This is a genomic window from Eubacterium sp. AF22-8LB, assembly GCF_003458715.1.
In the GTDB taxonomy this organism is placed as follows: Bacteria; Bacillota_I; Bacilli_A; order Erysipelotrichales; family Erysipelotrichaceae; genus Holdemanella.
This window is the reverse complement of sequence record NZ_QRVI01000021.1, coordinates 1-23,624: the sequence shown is the minus strand read 5'-3', so window position 1 is coordinate 23,624 and position 23,624 is coordinate 1. Positions and strand designations below refer to the sequence as shown.

22 protein-coding genes and 1 pseudogene are annotated in these 23,624 nt (G+C 36.3%); 15 read left to right on the top strand and 8 right to left on the bottom strand.

All coding sequences use genetic code 11. The features are described from left to right. Positions 1–104: 104 nt before the first annotated feature. From DWY01_RS08480 to DWY01_RS08465, 4 genes are all read left to right on the top strand, one after another. Positions 105–290 (top strand): SymE family type I addiction module toxin, encoded by a 186-nt coding sequence (locus DWY01_RS08480; protein ID WP_117995711.1) that lies wholly within the window; start codon positions 105–107, stop codon positions 288–290. Positions 291–395: 105 nt separating this feature from the next. Then, positions 396–1,520 carry a hypothetical protein gene (locus DWY01_RS08475; protein ID WP_117995710.1) on the top strand — a complete coding sequence of 375 codons (1,125 nt, stop codon included), beginning with the start codon at positions 396–398 and terminating at the stop codon, positions 1,518–1,520. Between the two features lie 416 nt (positions 1,521–1,936). After that, on the top strand, positions 1,937–2,122 hold the full coding sequence (locus DWY01_RS08470; protein ID WP_040389629.1) for a hypothetical protein: 186 nt from the start codon (positions 1,937–1,939) through the stop codon (positions 2,120–2,122). 264 nt (positions 2,123–2,386) lie between these two features. After that, the gene (locus tag DWY01_RS08465; RefSeq protein WP_117995709.1) at positions 2,387–2,848 is read left to right on the top strand and encodes a hypothetical protein; all 462 of its coding nucleotides are present in this window, start codon (positions 2,387–2,389) and stop codon (positions 2,846–2,848) included. Here DWY01_RS08465 and DWY01_RS08460 read toward each other — a convergent pair. Beyond that, positions 2,833–3,507, bottom strand: coding sequence for a hypothetical protein (locus DWY01_RS08460; protein WP_199519932.1), 675 nt, complete (start codon positions 3,505–3,507; stop codon positions 2,833–2,835). The two genes, DWY01_RS08465 and DWY01_RS08460, sit on opposite strands and share 16 nt — an antisense overlap. Before the next feature lie 248 nt (positions 3,508–3,755). On the opposite strand from DWY01_RS08460, the gene DWY01_RS08455 reads away from it, so the two are divergent. The 10 genes and pseudogenes from DWY01_RS08455 (at position 3,756) to tsf (ending at position 16,730) form a co-directional block, all read left to right on the top strand. Then, positions 3,756–4,508 carry a TnsA endonuclease N-terminal domain-containing protein gene (locus tag DWY01_RS08455; protein ID WP_158553691.1) on the top strand — a complete coding sequence of 251 codons (753 nt, stop codon included), beginning with the start codon at positions 3,756–3,758 and terminating at the stop codon, positions 4,506–4,508. Then, entirely contained in the window at positions 4,447–7,713 is a 3,267-nt protein-coding gene (locus DWY01_RS08450) for a TniQ family protein (protein WP_117995706.1), read from the top strand. Before DWY01_RS08455 ends, DWY01_RS08450 begins: the two co-directional genes overlap by 62 nt. Next, on the top strand, positions 7,710–9,017 hold the full coding sequence (locus DWY01_RS08445) for a TniQ family protein (RefSeq protein ID WP_117995705.1): 1,308 nt from the start codon (positions 7,710–7,712) through the stop codon (positions 9,015–9,017). The genes DWY01_RS08450 and DWY01_RS08445 overlap by 4 nt, the downstream gene beginning before the upstream one ends. Next, positions 9,004–9,972, top strand: coding sequence for a hypothetical protein (locus tag DWY01_RS08440; RefSeq protein WP_147332182.1), 969 nt, complete (start codon positions 9,004–9,006; stop codon positions 9,970–9,972). Before DWY01_RS08445 ends, DWY01_RS08440 begins: the two co-directional genes overlap by 14 nt. A 171-nt stretch (positions 9,973–10,143) precedes the next feature. Further along, positions 10,144–10,281, top strand: a complete 138-nt coding sequence (locus DWY01_RS11560) for a hypothetical protein (protein WP_158553690.1) — start codon at positions 10,144–10,146, stop codon at positions 10,279–10,281. Between the two features lie 185 nt (positions 10,282–10,466). Beyond that, complete coding sequence (topA, locus tag DWY01_RS08430; RefSeq protein WP_117995703.1) at positions 10,467–12,599, top strand: type I DNA topoisomerase; 2,133 nt, start codon at positions 10,467–10,469, stop codon at positions 12,597–12,599. Next, the gene (gene trmFO, locus DWY01_RS08425) at positions 12,599–13,897 is read left to right on the top strand and encodes a methylenetetrahydrofolate--tRNA-(uracil(54)-C(5))-methyltransferase (FADH(2)-oxidizing) TrmFO (RefSeq protein WP_117995702.1); all 1,299 of its coding nucleotides are present in this window, start codon (positions 12,599–12,601) and stop codon (positions 13,895–13,897) included. The genes topA and trmFO overlap by 1 nt, the downstream gene beginning before the upstream one ends. Then, positions 13,890–14,765, top strand: a complete 876-nt coding sequence (gene xerA, locus DWY01_RS08420; protein WP_117995701.1) for a site-specific tyrosine recombinase/integron integrase — start codon at positions 13,890–13,892, stop codon at positions 14,763–14,765. Before trmFO ends, xerA begins: the two co-directional genes overlap by 8 nt. A gap of 144 nt (positions 14,766–14,909) precedes the next feature. Further along, positions 14,910–15,641: pseudogene (rpsB, locus tag DWY01_RS08415) on the top strand (30S ribosomal protein S2); the annotation flags it as partial. Between the two features lie 198 nt (positions 15,642–15,839). Further along, entirely contained in the window at positions 15,840–16,730 is an 891-nt protein-coding gene (gene tsf, locus DWY01_RS08410; protein ID WP_117995699.1) for a translation elongation factor Ts, read from the top strand. A gap of 217 nt (positions 16,731–16,947) precedes the next feature. Here tsf and DWY01_RS08405 read toward each other — a convergent pair whose 3' ends face one another. Next, positions 16,948–18,423 (bottom strand): transposase, encoded by a 1,476-nt coding sequence (locus tag DWY01_RS08405; RefSeq protein ID WP_117995698.1) that lies wholly within the window; start codon positions 18,421–18,423, stop codon positions 16,948–16,950. A 300-nt stretch (positions 18,424–18,723) separates the two neighbouring features. After that, positions 18,724–19,419 carry an ATP-binding protein gene (locus DWY01_RS08400; protein ID WP_117995697.1) on the bottom strand — a complete coding sequence of 232 codons (696 nt, stop codon included), beginning with the start codon at positions 19,417–19,419 and terminating at the stop codon, positions 18,724–18,726. Positions 19,420–19,503: 84 nt separating this feature from the next. Between DWY01_RS08400 and DWY01_RS08395 the strand changes: the two genes are divergently transcribed. After that, the gene (locus tag DWY01_RS08395; RefSeq protein ID WP_158553689.1) at positions 19,504–20,058 is read left to right on the top strand and encodes a Crp/Fnr family transcriptional regulator; all 555 of its coding nucleotides are present in this window, start codon (positions 19,504–19,506) and stop codon (positions 20,056–20,058) included. Here the strand turns inward: DWY01_RS08395 and DWY01_RS08390 are convergent. The 5 genes from DWY01_RS08390 to DWY01_RS08370 all read right to left on the bottom strand — a co-directional run bounded on the left by DWY01_RS08390 (position 20,051) and on the right by DWY01_RS08370 (position 23,539). After that, a complete protein-coding gene (locus DWY01_RS08390; RefSeq protein WP_117995695.1) occupies positions 20,051–20,842 on the bottom strand; it encodes a histidinol-phosphatase in 792 nt (263 codons plus the stop codon). The genes DWY01_RS08395 and DWY01_RS08390 overlap by 8 nt on opposite strands. Then, entirely contained in the window at positions 20,839–21,267 is a 429-nt protein-coding gene (locus DWY01_RS08385) for a low molecular weight protein-tyrosine-phosphatase (protein WP_199519931.1), read from the bottom strand. Before DWY01_RS08385 ends, DWY01_RS08390 begins: the two co-directional genes overlap by 4 nt. 175 nt (positions 21,268–21,442) lie before the next feature. Continuing rightward, positions 21,443–21,769: a tyrosine-type recombinase/integrase gene (locus tag DWY01_RS08380; protein ID WP_117995694.1), complete on the bottom strand. Its 327-nt coding sequence runs from the start codon at positions 21,767–21,769 to the stop codon at positions 21,443–21,445. Between the two features lie 127 nt (positions 21,770–21,896). Beyond that, positions 21,897–22,760: an aldo/keto reductase gene (locus DWY01_RS08375; protein WP_117995693.1), complete on the bottom strand. Its 864-nt coding sequence runs from the start codon at positions 22,758–22,760 to the stop codon at positions 21,897–21,899. Positions 22,761–22,771: 11 nt separating this feature from the next. Further along, positions 22,772–23,539, bottom strand: coding sequence for a carboxymuconolactone decarboxylase family protein (locus tag DWY01_RS08370; RefSeq protein ID WP_117995692.1), 768 nt, complete (start codon positions 23,537–23,539; stop codon positions 22,772–22,774). Between the last annotated feature and the right edge of the window lie 85 nt (positions 23,540–23,624).

Below are 23,624 nucleotides of genomic sequence, written 5' to 3'. Positions count from 1 at the left end.
TTCCATTTAATCATGTCCGTTTTTTAATCATGTCCGTATTGTAAGTTTAATTATGTCCGTTTTAGAATTTGATTACTTCTAAGTTGGAATTACAGGAGGGAACAATGTATAAATCAAAACGTAGCCTCAAAGTATATGAGGCACCACTTGGTTTAAATAGTAAGCAGCAGATTCCGAGAATTCAGCTTCAGGGCCAGTGGCTAAAAGCACTTGGATATCATGTGGGTGATAAGATTGATGTTCAGTGTACTAATGACACGATCATCATCAATAAAGTGAAGACTATATAAAATAAGCGTCGGCCAATGAATCGGCGCTTTTGTTTATAAAGTATTATTGTGCCTTACTGAATATCCAGTTATAATAGCAAATATAATAGCCAAGGAGGTTTATATATGAAAACAAAACAAATTTTAATGGCAGGAGCATTAGCTCTTAGTATGGTTTTATCTGGTGGAATGTTGACTGGATGTTCTAATTCTTCAAACACAAAAGATACAAAGACATCCGAAGTTGGTAAGAAAAAGGAAGTAAAAACACTTGGTCAAAAAACCAAGGATTCAAAATCCTTGAAGATTACAAACAGTACTGGAAAGAAGATCACTGTATTTGAAACGAAATCAAGTACAGAAGAAAGTTTCAGTGATAACTTGTTGGAAGATGGAGACGCTGTAAAAAACAAAGAAGAACGTACATTATACTATGATGTAAAAGAAAACGATAAGTTAGATGTAAAGATTGGTTTACAAGATCAGGATAAAACATTCGTTTTCAAAGATGTAGATACAGAAGATACTAAAAAGGTGGACGTTTCTTTAAAAGAAGATAAAGTCAATCTAGATGTAACGAAAAAAGATGGCACTACTGCCACTTTAACACCAAGTGAAGATTCTGCTAAGACAGAGGAAGAAAAAAAGGATGAGTCTGAAGTAAAACAGGAAGAAAAGAAAGAGGAGAAGAAGGAAGAAACAGCAAAAGCCGATTCTTCAAACAAATCGAATACTTCAGATTCAAAGAAGGACAATACAGCTTCGACTACAAATACTAGCTCGAATAAGAACAACTCAAGTTCTTCTAAGCCTTCAAACAGCAGTAACAATAACTCTGGCTCATCAAAACCATCGAATAACAGTGGTTCAAAACCAGCCGAACATCAGCACAACTGGGTGGCTCAGTACAAGACGGTAAATGTTCCTGAAAAAGGACACAACGAGCAGGTTTTGGTGCAGGCGGCTTATGACGAACAGGTTCCAATTACTGAGATGAAGGCGTATTCAATTTGTAATGATTGTGGTGCAGATATTACTGGAAACACTTACGAACATGTGAAAGATCATATGATTAATGACACTGGTAATGGAGGCTATCACACTGAATGGCGTGAAACAGTTGTGGGATACAATACTGTACATCACGATGCAGTGTACGAAACAAGATATGTGGTCGATTCACCTGCAACGACAAAGCAGGAATTGACAGGCTATAAGTGCAGCAGCTGTGGAAAAACGAAAGCTAACTAAATATAGATCAAAAGACAGAATATAGGAACTCAGATTGAGTACCTTTTCTGTCTTTCACACGCAATAAAACGGGGAGTACCCATACTATTGCACCAAAAGAAAGTAGTTATAAGAAAGGGTGGCGAAATATGAACAGATACAGTTTATTTGATGTACCTTAAATTAAATTGAAATAATATCAATATTTTTCCTTTCAGAATATTGATAGTACGAAACACTCAAAATATCAAGATTTCTAACGTTAGAGATTTTTATAAGGGATAGAGATAGAAATAAATAAAGGGGAAATAAATGAATTAAGGCAGTTTGCCAGGACCTGTTGAAAGAGGAACTTCATTTTGCCGGGTTGTTTGATAATTTACAGATTGTCTCGCTTCTTACGGATTTGGAAAGTCTTTTATAGGAGGTAGAGTAATATGCCAAGACAGAAAAAAGATGCAAAAATTCTCAATATCAAACTAGCAAAAGAGATTAGTGATCAGCTGGAACAGTTTTGCGAAGAATCAGGAATATCTAAAACTGTTGCTACAGAAAAAATTTTATCGAAGTATTTTGAGGAATATTTCAGCAGACCGGAAGAAGAGCGCACACTTTTCAAATAAGAATATTTAAGAATGCCCACAGGCCTAATAAGCTTGTGGGTATTTTTATGCCTAAATAGAACATGTATGTAAGATTTCTTTTGAGTTGCAATTAGGAAAAAGCGCGGATTTACAGGCAAAATTACAACATTCAGTTTGAGGCTGTATGAGAAACAAAACATGTTGTCTGATTCTGACATATAGTATATGCCAAAGTAATTTATCCCTAAAAATAGGGACAATATTAGGTATAAACAAATTATGTATTCAAAAAGGAGGAAACACATGGAGAAAATTGAATTCACAAACCCGGAGAGCAAGGAATTTAACGAAGAAGTAAGGAACTACCTTGAATTGATGAGGGATACGGAAGCCCTTATTGGTGACGGGATGGATAAGTTGAAAGGGGCTAATTGGGCAAAGCTTTGGAGCAGCCTTGATAAGCTGGTCTTTTATCCGAAGACATATGAGGGGAATTTGGCTATTTTTAAAACCCGATGCGATATTCGATACGTAAGCTTGTTTACGAAGCCAGCATTTTGCTGTGATAAGGAAGCAGACTTTGAGTTGGGCGGCATCCTTAGATCATGGCTTGATGATGGCCAGAAACGTGGCTATTCGATTCTTATTAACACGACCATCAATGAATATTGGGGACATGGCATTTTTATCGATCCAGATACGGGGCATATTGCGCCTGTGATGACGGACTATGATGCGGAGCACCGTACTTATACATTATATTGATCAGCATCAATTTCAACCGAACCAGGGAACATTTCCCTATATTCATCAACTAATTTTCGGAATATGTAACGGGTAACCGGTCCCTTATCTGGAAGCTTATCTGTCAATAATTTCATCGCTTGACGCTCAGTGATTTTATGTAGGCAGTATTGTTCTATAGCATCAAATGCTTCGCGGTTCAGGCTCATTAGTGATATACGACGTTTCGGTCTTCCAGAAGCTTTTCTGTGACCAGGAAGCTGCTCGATAGGCTGCGACTGACGGTAGTTATGGATTTGACTAAGTGTTCCGGATAATAGCTCATGGTCGTGGGTATCATCTTTGTCGTCATATTCAAGCGATGGGATTCGCAGGTGGATCTGTTTGTCTTGAAGGAGTTTTAGCGTTTTTTGTATTGTTGGCAGAGTACCGCCAAGTACATAGATATTTGCTACATATAACGTATCGCCACTTTGAACAGGGCGACGTGGGGAAATCTCACCTTTAAGTATGTTACCGTCTGAATAGACAGAACGAGCCACGTCGCAACATTTTATGTAGAAGTAGTTGTATTCTGAGCCGAGCCAGTGGGTTGTATCTGGCAAATGTTTGCGTGCTATTTCGTATTGTTCGTTTATATTTTCAATTCGTGTATTACGAAACAGCCACCACTCGCTCATGGCACAGCCTCCTCTCATTTGTAATGGTTACTAAGACTAACCACTGCATTATATCATATAATTTAAAAATGTTGTTCGAAAATTAGAAGTTTCAAAAAAATAAACAAAAATTGCATAAATAAGGTATTTGTAGATGAAATTTTGTCTGAAAATTGTTTGAAAACCCCCAATTATTTGTATGTGAAAATAAAAGCATGTGGAAAATCGGGCATAAGAGTAGGGAAGAGCAAAATCAAAGGAGGCAAAATATGAAAGAAAAAAGCGACATTAACAAACTGTTAGAGGGACGCTGTAGAGGACAGGGCGTTGAATATGTAGCATTCAAAAAAGCAAATGAATCTCACAGCATTGGTACTGCAACAGCTATTTATGACCCAATCGCTGGCAGAACTGTAGATGTACTCAGTATGAATGAGTTTCGATTTTTTATGATTACTAGATTTGATCCGAAAGTGGTCGAGATTAAGGAACAGATGCTTATGATCCCGGGGCTTGTAGCTAAAGCAGCTGCCAAGAACGGATTCCGAATTCCAACTAACATTCTCACAACAGATTTCGTTGTTTTCTATGAAGATGGCACAATCAAAGCTTTTTCGGTTAAGTCTAGTAAAAAGATCTTTGATAAGGAGCGTTATAAGGACAAGGGAAAATGGAGAGCACTTGTAAGACGCCAGAAATTAGAGCGTGATTATTGGGAGTTGCTTGGAGTTGAGTGGTCTATTATATACGGAGATGAACTCAATGTTATGGAAGCGGCAAATATCCGAGCCTGCTTGAAATGCTATAACCAGCAGAATGTCAGCACAATCGACCATATGTATAGATATCTTATCGCACACCATCATGTGGCGGTGGATCTCACCCAAAAAATCCATTTTGCAAAAGTTGCAAAAGAAAATGAAGAAGAAATCAGAAGACTTTATAAGGAGGTAACGGATAATGGCACAAAAACTTGTATTGGAACCCGGGAAAACAATCTGCTTCGAGGGAACCACTTATAGAATTCTTTCAATCAACGGTGGTTTTGTCGATTTGGTTGAAGTGGAAGGGAGTAAATTAAATGCTATTTCGGCAGCAATGGAGTTGTTTGAAGATATTGATCCTAAAAGAGTTTTCGAAATTGCAGATACCTTTGGCCCAAAGGAAGTATCTGTAACAGAAGAACAATGGGAAACAATGCAAAATAAAAGAAGATGTATTGAAGAAATGCTGGATAGTATCAATCATGACTATACTTTGATCCAGACAAAGAGGAGTGGATTGGATATTGGAAAGTACTGTTCTGAATTTAACTGCTCAAGACCAACGGCATTCAAAGCCCTGCGCCAATATATCCAGTCTGGCCGTAACATTTACAGCTTAGTGGATGGAAGAAGACGCGAAAACCTCAGCAGAGGCAATAGAAGAGAAAACAGATACCTGTGCGAGGAAGAAGAGATGGATGATGATACACGTAATATGCTTTACGCATACAAGCAGCTTAAAAAAGGGTTGTTTACATCTGTAAGGGAAGCTTATGACGATATGCTTACATACCGCTATGGACGAGTTCAAAGAGATGAAGATGGTCGTGCAGAATTTGTTGAAGTTTCAAAAGAAGCACCTTCATTGAGGGTTTTCCGTGGGTTCATCGAAACTAAGATTGCACCAATGAGTGTAGAAGCTTTCTTTAAGGGGACAAGGGAGCTCAGAAACTCTGACCGTATCAGATTCGGTCGTGCCCAGGATGGATGTACACATCCAGGTAGCATTATTGAAATCGATGCATGTGAGCTGATCGTGGTTGTAAATTCAGAAAAAGACAGAAGAAAATCAGTAGGAAAGCCGGTGGTGTATTTCGCTATTGATGTGTATTCCTGTTGCATTGTTGGTTATTATGTTGGCTTCGAAAACAATAGCTTTTTAGGGGCAACGTCGTTGTTTGCAAACATTTTTTTCAAACAACATCAGTTAACAAATAAAAATGGTGATGTTTTAACGCCTGGAGGATTTATTCCAGACTCTATCAGAGTCGATCAGGGATCTGAATGGGTTTCAAAAGGAATCCGTCGTATGACAAATGAAACAGAGATTGATGAAACAATTGCTCCTCCAGCAATGGGATCAATGAAAGGTCTCGTAGAAAACAGTTTTCTGGTTTACCAGAAGAAATTGCAGAATCTGGGACGCGGATATGGTGTTATCTATCATGAATACCAGTCCAAGCATTACGAAGAAGCCTGCATGATGTTGGAAGATATCAAAAGAGACATCGAGGATTTTATCATTGAATTCAATCAAAAGGAAAGAGAAGCGCTGGTAACTACCAAAGAGATGGTGCGAGAGGAAATCATTGCTTTGCCGTATAAACTTTGGCAGTTTGGCATTGGTTTCGATGGAAATCCAATCTGGGTAACAGATGCACAAAAACAGAGGCTGTTGTGGTCCCTTCTTCAGACTTGTACAGATGGGATGCATGCATCGGTTAATCTTCGAGGCATCACGATTAAAAGGTTACGCTATATTTCGAAAGAACGTGCGTTTACCAACATGTTAACTTACAACCACTTTCATAAACAAGATAAAATTCCATACGAGGTTCGTTATGACCCAAGAAGTGTAGATTGTGTGTGGATCAAGATTAATGGTGAAATCTATCAGATTCCTATGGCTGCAGATACGGTTGCGAATATGTTTAATATCAAGTATGTGAATCCATTAAAGATTATGAGACAGAATACACTGTATTTTGCGTTGTTCCCTTTTTTGACAGAGGGAACGCAGGCAAAGATAGTTCATCGTTTTTTGTACGGCGGAGATATACATTGGTTTCATACTACCACAGGACTTAAGTATTGTCCGAATTGTGTGAAAGATGATATGAACGACGGCAGATTGCCATATTACAGAGTTTGGCATCAGCTGGATGAAGTACATACGTGCTGCAGACACGGATGCAAGCTTAGAGTTATTCCAGGATTAAAACTTGGGATGTTAGATGCTGATGAAACAGTAGATGCTTCTGAGGAGGTATCTGCAGAAGGAGAAGATTATAGTGAACTTATCTATAAAATGTACAAAAATCCTATATATACCAGCATTGAAAAATGGGGGAATAAAAGTATTATAAATTTCCAGGCATCCCGCATTTCAAAAAAGCAGGGACTTGAAGCGGCCATGAAACAACTTCCAGTATCAGAAGAAGGCTATAAATATCTTACAGAGGGAAATTGTCAGATGTGTGGTAAAAGTTTCGTAGCACATCCATTTGTTCATGAAACTTTCGGAGTGTGTCCGGAGTGTGAGAAGACTCTTACAAAGCAACAGATTATCAACATTAGATCGAAGACGCAGGATGAGTATGAGATGGATGGCAGATTTGTTAAGCATAAAAAATGTGGAAGAAGATTATCAGGAGGATACCATAAGTTCAGATGGAGCAGAATCAGTTGCATGTGCGAATCGCTTCCAACATTACAAGACTATCAAGAGGAATTTGATGATGATGAATTTAAGGTAACAGGTTTTAAAACTGAAAAAGGGAAGACAACTCTTTCTATAAAACATAAAAACTGTCAAAAGGAATTTAATATCTGTAGAACTGATTTTATGACGAGGAGATATTGCAGAGTCTGCGAATCCTATGAAAATAAGTTTACTCAGCAGTTCAATAGTATGGTAAGAGACGAATACACCTTATTAAGCCGGCCTGTTTCTTCAGTAGATTATTTTGAAGCCCGCCACGAAACATGTGGCTTTAAATTTAGAATGCGGGCACGGAATTTCACAGAAGGTCAGAGATGCCCGTTCTGTCAAAAGAATATCGGCTTTGAAAAGGTAATGGGATTGTTAGAGGAGAATTGCAATCTGACAGGATACGAGATTGACGATACATCTCCGGATATAATCGTAACGCTGCCATCTGGGGAAAAGAAAACCATGCGGTGTGCATGGGCGCTACAGGAGCTGACAAGATATGATGAACCAGAATTCTTTTTAAGAAAGAATAGGATCAAACCAGTAATTAGTGAAAAAGCAAAGGTGTTTATATACATCAGGGACCATTGTGATGAAAACGGATATTTTCTTTCAAATAAGGACTATTTAAAGGCAGGGGTAACACAGGGCAATTTCTTTACGAGTGTCAGGTATCTGAAAAAGTCTGGACATTTGGAAGAGGTAGAGAAAGGAAAATACAGAGTATTGAAAAGGAGTGATGATTCATGATTAAATTACCGATTTATTTTCCACCATATGAAGACGAATTACTGTATGGTTGGTTTTTCCGATTAAGGAAAGCAATGCACGTAAGCGTTAGGCGCTTTAGACAGTATTTCTTTATGGATCCGAATGGAACCCCTGAGTTGATTCAATCTTTCAATATTTCGGGAATGTTCTGGGTGAGCAGAGAATGGGAACGTTTTCCTGAAATACTAGATATTTTATTTAGACATAGTACAGTGACTTTAAATTATGATAAAACATTGCCATTGTATGTTGGGAAAAAAGTACTTTCAATTCTATATAACCGTGGGGTCCCGCTTTACGATACGCCCAGCAAGTCGGCGCATTTCCCCAAATTATGCCCAGAATGCATGAGAGAAGACCGGGCAGCTGGAAGAGAACCTTATATCCGAACATGGCACTGCGGACGGGATGTGACGGTATGCAAAAAACATAAATGTAACCTGCATCGTGCAGAGTTTTATAATGGATATTATTCACTTGGGACGAAGCTGGATTCAGACGAAGGATCATATGCTGAAGCGGAGCATTTTTATAAAAAGTGGGCTTGTGCTGTAGAAAGTTCTGAACACCCAATTAGATTAGAGAATGAGCATATTGATGAATGCACGTTACTGATGGAATTTGGTCCAGTTGTCCTGGCAAAGTGTAACCGGTGTGGGCTGGAATTTTTTACTACACGATATATGCTTGAGCTTGGGCGTTCCTGCCCTGAATGTGAGCTTAAAGAGAATGTTCCACAAAATATTATTTCGAAAATAAACGGATACGTCTTTGTTAAAAATATTGAAGACATCAATGAAAAAGATTGCATCCGGCATGACAAATGTGGGGCGGTTCTTCCTTACAGCGCAAATGAAATCTTATACGGGGGAAGTCGATGTAAATGCGAAAGAGAGAGAAGCGATGAAGAATTGAAAAAAGATTGGGGAATCGGAGGCGATTATACAATTCTAGGTAGAAAACATGATGAGTCTGGAAGAATACTTGTAACGGTAAAACATAATCCATGTGGAGAAATTTCAGATAAGGGTAAGTATTTTTTCGATAAAGGTTGCCAGTGCAGGTGCGAGCGCCTGAAACTCACACAAGAAATGATTGACGAAAGGTATTCAATCGACGACCCGGATTGGGAGATCATGTCGGGGTACAGGGATGCAAGGAAAAGAATTCATCTTATTTTGAAACATATTCCATGCGGCCGAGAATATGATAAGGTGTTTTGGTCTACTAATTATCATTATAAACTTGGTTGTGTGTGTGACAAAAAAAATGAAAAAGACTAAGAGTGGAGTGGTAATAAAAAAGAAAACGTATACGAAAAAATATTTGATTGAACATTATCAAATCAGCGATGAATTTGATGTTTTATCGTGGAGGAAAACGAAAGGTGGAGATATTCGAATAACGGTCAAACATAAAACATGTGGTTGCATTTTAGAACGCAATGCACTTGCTTTCAAAAAAGGAATAAAGCACAAGTGCCGCGCTGGATATACAGAAGAAACACTTAGAAAAAAGTACGGAATTGGAGAAGACTATCTGATAAGAGGGTGGGATATAGACGAAAAAGGAGGGGTTACCCTTAAACTAACACATCTCCCATGTGGAAAGGAATACAGTGTACAAGAGCATCGTATTCGTCATGGGTGGCGTTGTCGGTGTGCTCAATCATTAACAGAAGAAGAACTGAGAGAAAAATACCAGATTCCAGATAGTTATGAAATCTATTCATGGTATAGAAAGGAAATTACGGGCATAACCATTGTAAAAGGGAAACACAAGCCATGTGGCTGCGAGTTTGAAAAGATGGCCAGCGTACTGAAAAAAGAAGAGTGTGCTGAATGCGATAGTCGTAGAAGACGAGCTGAAGAAAAAGCGAATTTCGAAAAGAAGGTTTCGGAATTAGTGGGAGATGAGTACGTTCTTGCTGGGGAATATCATGGGATTAGAGAAAAGGTGCCGCTGTATCACTCAAAATGTGGAAGGGTGGTCAACATTATTGCAGATAAGTTTTTAGATGGAGCTAGGTGTAGTTGTGAAAAGCGTATTGAGAAAGTAGATATTGACAGGTATCTTGATTCATTTGAACCAAACTTTACGATTGAGAAAGTAAAATCGGGATACAAAGTTACATTTAAAGACAGCGGAAATGAAGTAACAATGCAGGCCAGAAGAATAAGGCAGGAAGCAACCTGTCTATGTGAACCGACTTACTTCACAAGAAAGAAAAAAAGTTGAAAAGGTACGTCCATAAAAGTGGGCGTATTTTTTCTGTCATAAACTGTCGAAGAAAATTATATTTTTTTGACATATATAATTATTATAGAAGAATATTGTTCAGTATTTAAGATGAGATGTAACATAAAAGACGATTTCTAAACTTAATATTTAAAATGGGAAGTAACTGGAATGGGAGATGGAATTTCAATATTCAATACGGAAGGTGATTACAAAGCGAAACTAGCATATCGTATTAAGAATGAGAGCGGAGAAAAAGTGAAAATCAGAAATCCAGTATTTAAGATGGAAATCCAAACCGGTATTTAAGATGGAATGGGGATCTATCATTATTGCGTGCCAACTGCTTTTCAAAATGTAAAATATCAAGGCTGTAATTATTTGATTAACAATGGAGCGAATATTTTAGTGGATATAAACGATGTTGATGACATCTGAGGATTGACAAAATGAATTTTTTAATGTTTGATATAGCGTGAATATGGGGGAACCAAATGAAAAAACATTTAGTTATAGTGGAGTCGCCTTCCAAATCGAAGACGATTGAAAAATATTTAGGAAAAGACTATAGAGTTGTTTCCAGTAAAGGCCATGTATGTGATTTGGCAACAAGCGGAAAAGAAGGTTTAGGAATTGATGTGGATCATGACTTTGAACCTAAATATAAAATTAGTAAAGAAAAGAAAGAAGTAGTAAAAGAATTAAAGGAATACGCATCCAAAGCACAAGATATTTATCTTGCGAGTGACCCCGACCGTGAAGGGGAAGCTATCGCATGGCATTTAGCTCGTGTTTTAGATTTAAATACAGAAGACAATAATCGTATTGTTTTCCACGAAATTACGAAACCTGCAATTCTTGAGGCTATGAAAGAACCAAGAAAAATTGATATGGATCTTGTAAAATCACAGGAAACACGTCGTATGTTGGATCGTATTATTGGATTTAAATTAAGTAAACTTTTGCAGAATAAGATTCAGTCTAAATCTGCAGGACGTGTACAATCTGTCGCATTGAAATTGATTGTTGATCGTGAAAATGAAATTAAAGCCTTTAAACAAGAAGAATACTGGACGATTCATGCACAGTGTAAGAAGCAGAATAAAGCATTCGAAGCGGACTTGGTTAAGGTTGAAGGAAAAAAACCTAAAATCAAGAATGAAGAAGAGGCAAAGGCATTATTAGAAAGATGTAATGGAGAATATGTTGTTACGTCTATTTCAAAGAAACAAAAGAAAAAACAGCCAAAGCTTCCATTCACTACATCGACTATGCAGCAGGAGGCCAGTACAAAACTAGGTTTTGGTGCAAAGAAAACAATGAGCGTAGCACAAAAGATGTATGAAGGTATAGACCTAGGTGGAAACATGGAAGGTTTGATTACTTACATGCGTTCCGATTCAACACGTTTATCTGATATTTTTGTTGGGGATGCCAAAGACTTTATCACAAATACATATGGCAAAGAATATGTTGGACATGTACATCAAAAAAATGGTAAGAATACACAAGATGCGCACGAAGCAATTCGACCAACAAATATTAATCGTACACCAGAATCGATTAAGGACCACCTTACAAATGATCAATATCGTTTGTATTCCTTAATTTATGCACGTACATTGGCATCTTTAATGAAAGATGCAGTTTATGATGTGACAAGCATTAAGATCACAAATAACGATTTAGAATTTAGTGCAAGTGGGCAAACAATGACTTTTGATGGTTACTATAAAGTATACTCAAAATATGAGAAACAAAGCGATGCATTACTTCCTAAATTAGAGGAAAATGAAGTCTTAAAAAATGTGACACCAATTTCAAAACAACACTTCACAGAGCCACCAGCACGTTATACAGAAGCACGTTTAATTAAAGATCTAGAAGAAAAATCAATTGGTAGACCAAGTACATATGCGACAATTATTGATACGTTACAAAAACGTGGCTATGCATCTTTAGAAAAGGCAAGTGAATCATCAAAGACAAAAGTGTTTATTCCTAGTGAACAGGGAATTTTGACAAATGAAAAGCTTCAACAATACTTTTCAAGTGTAATCAACGTTGAATATACGGCAGACATGGAAAAAACATTGGATGAAATTGCCGAAGGAAATGAAGATTCCATTTCTTATATGCATAAGTTCTATGATAAATTTGCACCTCTTGTGGAGGATGCATATGAAAAAATGCCAAAGAAAGAATTGGAACGTGTAGGACGTACATGCCCAGAATGTGGTGGGGAGCTTGTTTATCGTAATGGACGTTTTGGTAAATTTATTTCATGCATTAATTTCCCAACATGTCGATACACAGAAAATGATGAAGAAGAACTTCCTGAAGAGGCAAAAGAAGAGAAAATCTGTCCAAATTGCGGAGCTAAAATGGTCATTAAAAGAGGTCGTTATGGACAATTCTGGGCTTGTTCAAATTATCCAGAATGTAAGACAATTGAATCTTTGAAAAAGAAAGCTAAGCCTGAGCCAACAGGTGAAATGTGCCCTGAATGTGGTCATGAGCTTGTAAGAAGAAAATCACGTTTTGGAACTACCTTCATTGGATGCTCTAACTATCCAAAATGTCGTTATATAAAAAAAGAACCTAAGAAAACAGAGGAAGATAAATAATGGAACAAGTTACAGTTGTAGGAGCAGGGCTAGCAGGTTGTGAAGCAACTTGGCAGCTCGTTAAAAGAAATATTCCTGTTCGTCTAGTTGAAATGCGTCCCAAAAAGGAAAGCCCAGCATTTCATACAGATCGCTTTGCAGAACTTGTATGTTCTAACTCACTTCGTTCAAATGCGATGAATAATGCGGTTGGAATTTTAAAAGAAGAACTTCGTCAAATGGATTCGTTGATCATGAAATCTGCGGATATGCATGCCGTACCTGCAGGAAGTGCGTTGGCTGTAGATCGTGAAACATTCTCACAATATATTACAGATACAATTAAAAATCATCCTTTAGTCGAAGTGGTCAATGAAGAAGTTACATCTTTACCTGAAGGACCTTGTATTATTGCGACAGGACCTTTGACGAGTGATTCTTTGGCGAAAGCCATTCATGAGTTTACATCAGAAGATACTTTTCATTTCTACGATGCAGCAGCACCCATCATTGAAAAGGATTCAATTGATTTTAGTAAAGCGTATTATAAATCTCGTTATGATAAAGGGGAAGCAAGCTATATCAATTGTCCAATGAATGCAGATGAATTTGAAGTGTTTTACGATGCTTTGATTCATGCAGAATGTGCACATATGCATGATTTTGAAAAAGAAACGTATTTTGAAGGTTGTATGCCAATTGAAGAAATGGCACGCCGTGGAAAAAAGACGATGTTATTTGGTCCCCTAAAACCAGTTGGACTTGAAAAAGATAAAGATTCACATCCAGTTGCGGTTGTTCAACTGCGCCAAGACAATGTTGCGGCAAGTATGTATAACATTGTTGGTTTTCAGACACATTTAACTTGGCCAGAACAACGAAGAGTATTCTCGTTAATTCCAGGCTTGGAAAATTTAAAAATTACACGTTATGGTGTGATGCATCGAAATTCATATTTATCGAGTCCTATTGTATTAAAAGAAACATATCAGGCAAAAAACAGAGAAAATCTATTCTTTGCCGGACAATTAACAGGCGTAGAAGGATATGTAGAATCTTGTGCATCGGGTTTAATTGCAGGAATTAACATGGCATTGTTGATGCAGGGTAAAGAACCAATTTGTTTTGGAAATACCTGTGTCATGGGTTCTCAAGCTTATTATATTACACATTGTGATCCTAAACATTTCCAGCCAATGAACGCAAACTTTGGGATTATGCATTTAAATGAAAAATGCAAAAAGCATGAACGTAAAGAAAAGCTTGCAAGTCAAGCACTGAGTCGAATTCAAGAAATCAAGGAACAAGTCAATGGATGAGTTGATTCAACGTTTTTTAAAGTATATCTATCGAAAAAACACGCAATCAGAAAAAACCATTGAGTCCTATAAAAACGATTTGATCCAATATAAAGAATATTTATTAAGTCAATCTATTGATTCTTTTGAATCGTGCGATAGATTGACTTTTATGAATTTTTTAACGACCATGGATCATTTAAAAACAAGTTCTATAGCCCGTAAAATGAGTGTTTATCGTTCTTTTTACGCGTATTTAGCAGAATATATGGGAATCATGGAAAATCCTTTAGTAGGGATTCAAACTCCAAAACAATCAAAACAGATTCCGGATTTTTTGTTTATTGAAGAAATTCAAGAATTCTTAAATTCCTACGATGATGCAAAAGAGGATGAACATAGAGACCGTATTTTATTTACAATCATGTATGCATGTGGATTGCGTGTAAGTGAATGTGTGAATTTAAAATGGACACAAATCGATATAAACAATCGTATTGTTCATATTCGAGGTAAAGGGGATAAAGATCGTATTGTACCTTTTTATAAAGGATTTGAGGATGAATTGTTAGAATATAAAAATAGCTTTTGGGCTAAATATGCGATAGATGACCATGTGTTTGTGAACTTAAGAGGAAAACAGCTTACATCTAGAGGAATTCAGTATTTGATGGATAAGCATGCAAAAAATATAGGAATGCATATGAAACTGCATCCACATATGTTACGACATAGCTTTGCGACACATTTACTGGATAACGGAGCAGATATTCGTGTGGTACAAGAATTATTGGGACACAGTTCTTTATCAACAACACAGATATATACACATGTAACAACAGCTCAGTTAGTAAAGGCTTATAAAAAAGCACATCCTTTTGAAAAATAACATCTTGCAAGTTAAAAAGGATATTGCTATAATGTAAAAGCGCGTGATTGCGCTTATTACACACATCATGGATTCGTGTGCCCGTGCACTTTAGTGTTGCATACGTCTGAAATGATGGAGGAGAAACGGAAAGGTAGGACTATTATGTCAATCGTATCAATGAAGAAAATGTTAGAGAACGGTGTTCACTTTGGTCACCAGACTCGCCGTTGGAACCCAAAGATGAAACCATTCATCTACACAAGTCGCAACGGGGTTTATATCGTAGATTTAAACCAAACTCAAGCACAAATCGAAGCTGCTTACAATGAATTAAAAGCTATTAGCGAACGTGGTGGAAAAGTATTGTTCGTAGGAACAAAAAAACAAGCTGCAGAAGTAGTTGAAGAACAAGCTTTACGTTCAGGATCTTTCTATGTTAATAAACGTTGGTTAGGTGGTTTATTAACAAACTTCCGTACTATTCAAAAACGTATCAAACGTTTAGTTGAAATCGAAGAAATGGAAGCTAGTGGAAAAATCGAAGTTTACACTAAGAAAGAACAAGCTAACTTACGTAAAGAAAAAGCTAAATTGGAAGGTTCTTTAGGTGGAATCAAAGAAATGAAGAAACTTCCAGATGCATTAGTTGTTATCGATCCAAAAGAAGAACACAATGCAATTGCTGAAGCTAAAAAATTAGGAATCCCTGTATTCGCAATGTTAGATACAAACTGTGACCCGGAAGATGCTGATTTTGCAATCGCTTCTAATGATGATGCAGTTCGTTCAATTAAATTAGTTACAACAATCTTGGCTGATGCTATCGTTGATGCTAAGGGTGGTCTATTAGAAATGGCTTACTTAGATGAAACTGAAGATGATGTAACTATGGAAGACGTTATTAAAAATGTTGAAGCTCAAATCGCTGAAAACGAACGTCGTCGTCGTCAAAGAAATGAAGAACGTAGAAAACGTAACTTTGAACGTAAAAATCGTCGTCCTTTCAACAAGAAAAATGATGACGCAAAACCAGCTGCAAAGGCTGAAGAAGCAAAAGCTGCTGAATAATTAAAAATATAGGAGGATGCTAAAATGGCTATCACTGCTGCTCAAGTAAAAGAATTACGTGAAAAAACAGGTGCTGGTATGATGGATTGCAAAAAAGCCTTAACTGAATGTGAAGGTGATATTGCAAAAGCTGTTGACTGGTTACGTGAAAAAGGAATTGCTAAGTCTGCTAAAAAAGAAGGACGTATTGCTGCTGAAGGTTTAACTCGTGCTGCTGTTAGTGGAAACACTGCTGTATTATTCGAAGTTAACTCAGAAACAGACTTCGTAAGTAAGAACGAACAATTCTTAAAATTAATGGATACTTTACAAGAAGCAATTCTTGCAAACAAACCAGCTTCAACTGAAGAAGCTTTAAACATCCAAACTGCTGAAGGAACTATCAATGATTTAATCATCAATGCAACTGCTACAATCGGAGAAAAAATTTCTTTCCGTCGTGTTGCTGTTGTTGAAAAAGCTGATGATGAAATCTTCGGTTCATACATGCACATGGGTGGTTCAATTTCTGCTGTTGTAGTTGTTAAAGGAACTCAAGATGCTACTGTAGCTAAAAACTTAGCAATGCAAGTTGCTAGTATGGCTCCAAAATATGTATCTCAGGCTGAAGTACCAGGTGAAGAAGTTGCACATGAACGTGAACTTCAGTTACAAATGATGAAGGCTGATCCTAAAATGGCTAGCAAACCAGAAAAAGTATTGGAAGGAATCTTAAAAGGAAAAGTTGACAAACACTTTAAAGACCAATGCTTATTAGATCAAGAATATTTCTTAGAACCAAAAACTAAGGTTTCTCAATTCTTGAAAGACAACAAAGCTGAAGTAGTAACTTTCGTACGTTACCAAACTGGTGAAGGTATCGAAAAACGTGAAGAAAACTTTGCTGAAGAAGTTGCTGCACAAATGGCTAAGTAACAAAACTTAACTATGACCCTTGGAAAGGGTAACCAAATAATCTAGGGGTTTCCAAGAAATATCTAGGGGTCAATTTAGGGGACTGATGCTATAAGAGCATTCGCCTATAGACCCCTAGATTTGTTTTTAATGATTAAAAGGATTTCAGTTATGGTTATAAAACTGAGATCTTTTTTAGTTATGTTCATTGTTCAACATTATTATAATTTTCTATTTATTACTTTTGATTTTTCTTTTTATATGATCCACGTTTCTTTCCTTTTTTTGAAAGAATCTGATCCATAGATTTAGGAACTCCTTTTATGCTTGAATTTTTCCTTGTACCCCATAGGATGCGATTACGTGTATAATAGAAGTCGGAAAAGCCTCTGGAATCTCTTTTTAAATCTTTTGGCTTGCGATTAAAGGATTCCATAGGTCCATTTGAAAGACGCGCGTAGTATCCTTTTTCTGTACGCGCGCTTTTTCTATAAACTTTTATACGAGTAAAGGAATTAACTATAGATCTAAGATTCCTTCTTAAGAAACCTGCAAAGTCACGGAATATAGATTGGTCAGAATTGTCATATTTATCAATTAATGTGTTTAAATCAAGAAGAACGTCGAATTCGTTGTCGTATTCTGTATGATTGAATTGAATATATTCTTCCTTAAGTTCACGAAGGCCTTCAAAGTTTGGATCCAGTTGAAGAAATAGTTTTTCAATTGTATAAGTATCGACATTCATGCCTAGCATTTTATGATAGTGTCGATTGTATGAGTAATTGATCTCGTCTCGATTCTTGAGCAGTACCCAGCGATAGTTTTGAAGTAGAATGACTTCTTTAGATTTCTTGATTGATTTATTATCGCGGTTTGTATCGTGATTTTTTTCTTCCAGAGCTTTTTTGTCACGATCCTGATATTTCTTCATGACTTTATTGATATATCCATTCAGGTAAGTGATAATAACTTTTACTGCATGAAACGAATCTAAAACTGTACAGGCATTGGGAAAATATTTTTCTGGCATGGTCAAATAAGTCTGGTATGCATCACAGATTACAGCTTTTACTTTAAGACGTTCCTCTAAAGGAATGTGAAGAAAATAATCTTCTAAAGTAGAACTCCAGCGATTGTGCACAATATCCACAATTTCACCATTTGAAAAATCCATAATGACAAATGCATATTTTTGAGAATTACTGATGTTCAAGTACACTTCATCAATTGACATATATTCTGGAAGAGGAAGTCTAGGAAGATCCACATACCTTTCAAATAAGATATGAGCGAGAGTGTCAGAAATATTGAATCTTTCGGCAATAGCTGCAGTACTTTGATCCAGGTGTTTAAATTCATTTAGAATAAGAAGTGGAGTGATGGTTGTAGAATGAGCATATCTATCCAAAAAAGGAAAAGAATCATTCATATATAAATTACACTCATCACAATGCCACTTGCGTTGTTTAACAATCATATAAAATTTAGTAGAATCCTGAAGGACAGGGTGATTAAGCTTACGAGTATAGAAACCTTTAGAATGCATTCTTGAACCACATCTAGGACAATACACAGGTTCCAACTTCTTTTGAATGTGCAGATATTTTTTATCATCAATCAATTCGACATTAGTAATAATAAAAGATTCATCATCTTGAATATCAAGTACAGCTAATAGTTTTGAAATAGAAATATTTTCGTTATTGTTCATTTATATACCTCCTGGTTGAAGACAATGAACATAACGAAATAATTATAAACGGTTATATCAGACATAAAAAAAGAAAATGAATAAGGGATGAAATAATCACATTTCATAGACCCCTAGATTCATTTCTCTTTATTGTCCCCCAGATTGCCCCCTAAATTCGAGACCCCTAGAAAATTTGGATACCCAGTATCGCTACGGTGATACTTTTTTCATATCAAAAATGACAAAAAACAACGTTTAACGTGTCAGAAAATGAAAAAAGTGCAATATCTGACACGTTAACTGCACTTTTTTTAAGGTTTAATCTAAGATTTTTCCATCTATTGAAATTGTGACGACTTGCCAAGGAATAAATTTTTTACTTTCCTGCAAAGCTTTCTTAACCGCATTTTCAAGGCCACCACAACAAGGTACTTCCATACGAACAATGGTTACACTTTCAATGGAATTCATACGAATGATGTCGCAAAGCTTTTCTGAATAATCTACACCATCTAGTTTTGCGCATCCAATTAGAGTCACTTTATTTTTCATAAATTCCTGATGGAAATTGGCATAGGCATAGGCTGTACAATCCGCAGCTACTAGTAACTTAGCATGTTGAAAGAATGGTGCATTGATAGGTGCTAGCTTAATTTGAACAGGCCAAGATGTTAGTTGACTTGATACATCAATCGATGGACTAGATACAACTGGATTCAGTGTATGCATCATAGATCCAGGACATCCTGAATGCATGGTGCCCGATTCATGCATGCGTTTTTCCATATTCTTTTTTACAGCCTCTTCATCATAAGCTAGAGTATCTTTTTCAATGAATGAAATAGCACCCGTAGGACATGTTGGTAAGCAATCACCTAGTCCGTCACAATAATCATCTCGCATCAATTTTGCTTTTCCATTCACTAAGCCAATGGCTCCTTCATGACAGGCATCTACACAGATACCGCATCCTGTACATTTATCTTCATCAATTTGAATTATTTTTCTTAACATAGAATCATCCTCATTTCTTATATGCTTATTTTAGTGTATAATACATTAAATTTATGTTGTTTAAACAACGAAAGGAAGATATTTATGGATTTACCATTCAAAAAATACAAGAAAAATGAAATTATTTATCATATGGAAGATATTCCCCAAGCCATTGGCATTGTCAAAGAAGGAAGTGTTGTGATAGAAACTGTAGACTTTTTAGGCAATGTTTCCCTATTATCACATGTAGGTCCCAATCAAATGTTTGCGGAAAGCTATGCCATAACCAAAACACCTATGTATGTATATGTAAGAGCAGTAGAGGATTGTACAATTCAATTTTTAGATGTTCAAGCCTTAGAAAAATCCCCAGAACTAAAGGATCAAATGATTCAAATACTTTCAAATAAAAACAAGATGTTGTCACAACACATATTCCATATTTCCAACAAAACCATTCGTAATAAAGTATTGTCTTACTTATCGTTTATGAAACTAGAAACACAAAATTCTACCTTTAAGATTCCGTTTGATCGTCAACAGATGGCTGACTATTTAAACGTAGAACGAAGTGCCTTATCAAAAGAGCTTTCTAAAATGAAAAGTGAAGGTTTAATTGATTATCACAAGAATACCTTCACTGTTTACTCTATTTAATTTTCACTGGTACAAAGCCATCATTGGTTAATATCTGCATTTCTTTAAATCCACAAGATTGAATCAAGTCTAAACTAGATTCAAAGGCACAATCCAAATAGTTCTTATCATGACAATCACTGTTTAGACAAATACGCGCATTCTTTGCGTATAAATATTCCAATATATTCTTAGATGGATATGGTGTTTTACGATAGCCTCTTGCGATAGCTCCGGTATTCACTTCAAAAATCTTATCATTAATAAGTAATCGGTCAATGCAGTCACAAACAATATTCATATAGTCTTTATCATTAAATTTAAAGTAAGATTCGTCCTCATTATATTTGGTGATCAAATCCAAGTGTCCAATGATATCCACTTCTTGCCAGTCATACATATTCGATAAGTCTGAATAGTAGTCTTTACACATCTTTTTATAGTCACCAGAATATGATTCAAATAAAGAATCAAATACAGGCTTTGAATAATCCACGGCAGTCTCACCTAAAAAATGTTTACTTCCAATCACATATTCAAATGGAGCTTTTTCAGTGATTCTTCCTAACATATCTTCTTCAATCCCTAAATGAATTTGAATAGATGAAGCGTATTTCAATTTAATTCTCTCAACCTCTGAAATATATCCTTTTGTATCTTGCATTGAACCATCGTCTATATTTAAATATCCATGTCCTGAAAATCCTAGAATGTCAAAGCCTTTTGAGATGGCTTCTAAAGTCATTTCTTCAATCGTATCTTTTCCATCACAAAAGATAGAGTGTGTATGTAGATTCTGTTTCATGATAATTTCTCCAACCAAGCTTTACAGCCTTCAAAAATATCATTATAAGCCGTTTCAAAATCATTACTATACCAAGGATCTGAAACATCCCTTGATAATAATTTATAGATCTTGTGATCTGGATCATTATCAAACATACGATTTAAATTACGCATATTATTTTCATCCATACAAATCAAATAGTCATATGACAAATAATCACTCATTGTAGCTTGTCTTGCGTAATGTCTAGAAAATGGAATCCCCTTCTCTTTTAGTTTACGCTTAGTCGGAGGATAAATATCATTACCAATCTCTTCACGACTTGTAGCTGCACTAGACACATATAGATCTACCCCATTTTTCTTAGCCAAATCTTTCATAATATATTCAGCACTAACACTTCTACAGATGTTGCCGTGGCAAATAAACATAATTTTCTTCATATTCAAATTAAACCTCCTTATACCAGATTATATCAGGTTATGCCTATAAATATAGGTTATTTCGTCATTCGCAAAGTTCCCTCAAATTTGTATTAACCTTGCATACTCTTGCATATCATACCATGTAATGGGCACAAAATGGGCACTAAAATTTTAAAGTTTGTGCCCATGGATTTTAGATACATTCAACTCCCTCAAGTTCTTCTATTACATCTTCTAAATGAATATGTGTATATATATTCAATGTAATCTCACTCGAAGAATGTCCCATTAAATATTGAACAACTTTAGGATTCACACCAGCTTTGATCATGTTTGAACAGTATGTGTGACGGCATATATGAGGAGTGATTTTAGGCAGTTCTTTTTTATAAATACGATTATGATGCAATACAGCATACTCAAATTTCTTTGCCCATTGAAAAGCTACCAATGGCTTACCAGCTTCGCTCAAATACAAGAAGCCCTTGACTTCATCCACTTCTGGTTGATTTTTTCTCATCCTTGCCCATTAACGCTCAGAGTGTAATTCAGTAAAAAACGCAAAAATAGCTATAAGACTTCATTTTTTAAATCTTATAGCTTTTAATGATATTAATATTTGGATTGTTAGATTGTTGTTAAATTTCTTACATCTTTCCACCATAAACTGGGAAAATTCCACTGTCACCATAGTTCTGAATTTTCTCAAAATTCTTTAACAGGTCCATGTCTTCAGCACTAATTTCAAAATCTAGTTCTGCATTACTCTTCATATGTTCAGGATTACCTGTTTTTGGTAAAGAAACGGCACCAAGCTGAATCGTATATTTAATACAAAGTTGTGGAACACTCACACCATACTTCTTTGCGATCGCAGCTATCTTTGGTTGATTTAATATTTCACCATGCGCAATCGGTGAGTATGCTTCTACAACAATATTATTCTTCTGACAATATTCGACTAACTCCATCGGCGTATTACTTATGTGAAGAAGGATTTGATTAACCATTGGCTTAATCGTTGCCGTTTCAAGAAGACTTTCAATATCTTCAATCAGAAAATTAGAAACTCCGATTGCCTTAAGTTTTCCAGCCATATATGCATCCTCAAGAGCTTTCCATGCCGCACGATTTCCCTCTATATATCTATCTTCGCTCTGATTCACCTTTGCCCATGGCTGTGGACTGTGAATAATCATCATATCAAGATAATCCAGTCCCATCTTTTCAAGTGTCTCATTGATTCCTGCCATTGCTTCCTCATAAGTCTTATGCTCTGCGGCTACCTTTGATACAACAAACAACTCCTCACGCGCAATACCACAGGTTCTTATTCCTTCACCGACGCCACGTTCATTTCCATATGCCTGTGCAGTATCAATATGTCTATATCCAATTTTTACTGCTGCTTTTACAACATCAGCAGCCTGATCATCATCAATAAACCAGGTTCCAAGACCAAGCTGTGGAATTTTCACTCCATTATTCAATACAATATTTCTATCAAACATTCATCTACCTCCTATTTTAGTTTTCCATATTCCTCATCACTTACCGGTTCAAACCATTCATTGGAACAATTTTCACCCGGAACTTCTATAGCAAGATGAGAAAACCAACTGTTAGGAGTTGCTCCATGCCAATGCTTTACTTCTGCTGGAATATTAATGCAATCCCCTGGCTTCATTTCTATAGCTTCTTTGCCTTCTTCCTGATAATATCCTCTTCCTGCAACGCATACCAGAATTTGTCCCCCGCCACTTTTTGCGTGATGGATATGCCAGTTATTACTGCATCCAGGTTCGAATGTCACATTAAAAATTCCAACCTGAGAAATAGAAATCGGTGCAAGAAAACTTCTGCCGGAAAAATACTGTGCAAATCCATCATTTGGTGCACCAATCGGAAACATCATTTCTTTTGCATGCGCACACATTGCTTCCTCTTCGTATGGCAAATCTCCTTCGCCTGCTTTCCATACTTCCTTTGCAAGATTGAAAACAGCCCATGCTTTTGGCCAACCTGCATAGAATGCGACATGTGTGATCACTGCAGCAATCTCTTTTTGTGTCACTCCATGATTTTTTGCATTTTGAAGATGATATTTTAAAGAAGAATCCGTAATTCCGGAAGCCATCAGAGTCACCACTGTAATGATACTTCTTGTTTTTACATCGATATCCTGGTTATTCCAGTTTTCACCAAAAAGTATATCATCGTTAAAATGTGCAAACTCTGGTGCAAATTCACCAAGTACATTTCTTCCTGCTGTCTGTATTATTTTTTTCATATTCTGTATACCTGGTATATTGTAATTGACCCATCTAACCGGTCATCTACAATATACTTCTCCTTTCTTTCAACCTTTAATAACC

Coding starts and splice junctions, on each gene's coding strand:
- DWY01_RS08480 (WP_117995711.1), top strand. CDS start 105: ATGTATAAATCAAAACGTAGCCTCAAAGTATATGAGGCACCACTTGGT.
- DWY01_RS08475 (WP_117995710.1), top strand. CDS start 396: ATGAAAACAAAACAAATTTTAATGGCAGGAGCATTAGCTCTTAGTATG.
- DWY01_RS08470 (WP_040389629.1), top strand. CDS start 1,937: ATGCCAAGACAGAAAAAAGATGCAAAAATTCTCAATATCAAACTAGCA.
- DWY01_RS08465 (WP_117995709.1), top strand. CDS start 2,387: ATGGAGAAAATTGAATTCACAAACCCGGAGAGCAAGGAATTTAACGAA.
- DWY01_RS08460 (WP_199519932.1), bottom strand. CDS start 3,507: ATGAGCGAGTGGTGGCTGTTTCGTAATACACGAATTGAAAATATAAAC.
- DWY01_RS08455 (WP_158553691.1), top strand. CDS start 3,756: ATGAAAGAAAAAAGCGACATTAACAAACTGTTAGAGGGACGCTGTAGA.
- DWY01_RS08450 (WP_117995706.1), top strand. CDS start 4,447: ATGGCACAAAAACTTGTATTGGAACCCGGGAAAACAATCTGCTTCGAG.
- DWY01_RS08445 (WP_117995705.1), top strand. CDS start 7,710: ATGATTAAATTACCGATTTATTTTCCACCATATGAAGACGAATTACTG.
- DWY01_RS08440 (WP_147332182.1), top strand. CDS start 9,004: ATGAAAAAGACTAAGAGTGGAGTGGTAATAAAAAAGAAAACGTATACG.
- DWY01_RS11560 (WP_158553690.1), top strand. CDS start 10,144: ATGGGAGATGGAATTTCAATATTCAATACGGAAGGTGATTACAAAGCG.
- topA (WP_117995703.1), top strand. CDS start 10,467: ATGAAAAAACATTTAGTTATAGTGGAGTCGCCTTCCAAATCGAAGACG.
- trmFO (WP_117995702.1), top strand. CDS start 12,599: ATGGAACAAGTTACAGTTGTAGGAGCAGGGCTAGCAGGTTGTGAAGCA.
- xerA (WP_117995701.1), top strand. CDS start 13,890: ATGGATGAGTTGATTCAACGTTTTTTAAAGTATATCTATCGAAAAAAC.
- tsf (WP_117995699.1), top strand. CDS start 15,840: ATGGCTATCACTGCTGCTCAAGTAAAAGAATTACGTGAAAAAACAGGT.
- DWY01_RS08405 (WP_117995698.1), bottom strand. CDS start 18,423: ATGAACAATAACGAAAATATTTCTATTTCAAAACTATTAGCTGTACTT.
- DWY01_RS08400 (WP_117995697.1), bottom strand. CDS start 19,419: ATGTTAAGAAAAATAATTCAAATTGATGAAGATAAATGTACAGGATGC.
- DWY01_RS08395 (WP_158553689.1), top strand. CDS start 19,504: ATGGATTTACCATTCAAAAAATACAAGAAAAATGAAATTATTTATCAT.
- DWY01_RS08390 (WP_117995695.1), bottom strand. CDS start 20,842: ATGAAACAGAATCTACATACACACTCTATCTTTTGTGATGGAAAAGAT.
- DWY01_RS08385 (WP_199519931.1), bottom strand. CDS start 21,267: ATGAAGAAAATTATGTTTATTTGCCACGGCAACATCTGTAGAAGTGTT.
- DWY01_RS08380 (WP_117995694.1), bottom strand. CDS start 21,769: ATGAGAAAAAATCAACCAGAAGTGGATGAAGTCAAGGGCTTCTTGTAT.
- DWY01_RS08375 (WP_117995693.1), bottom strand. CDS start 22,760: ATGTTTGATAGAAATATTGTATTGAATAATGGAGTGAAAATTCCACAG.
- DWY01_RS08370 (WP_117995692.1), bottom strand. CDS start 23,539: ATGAAAAAAATAATACAGACAGCAGGAAGAAATGTACTTGGTGAATTT.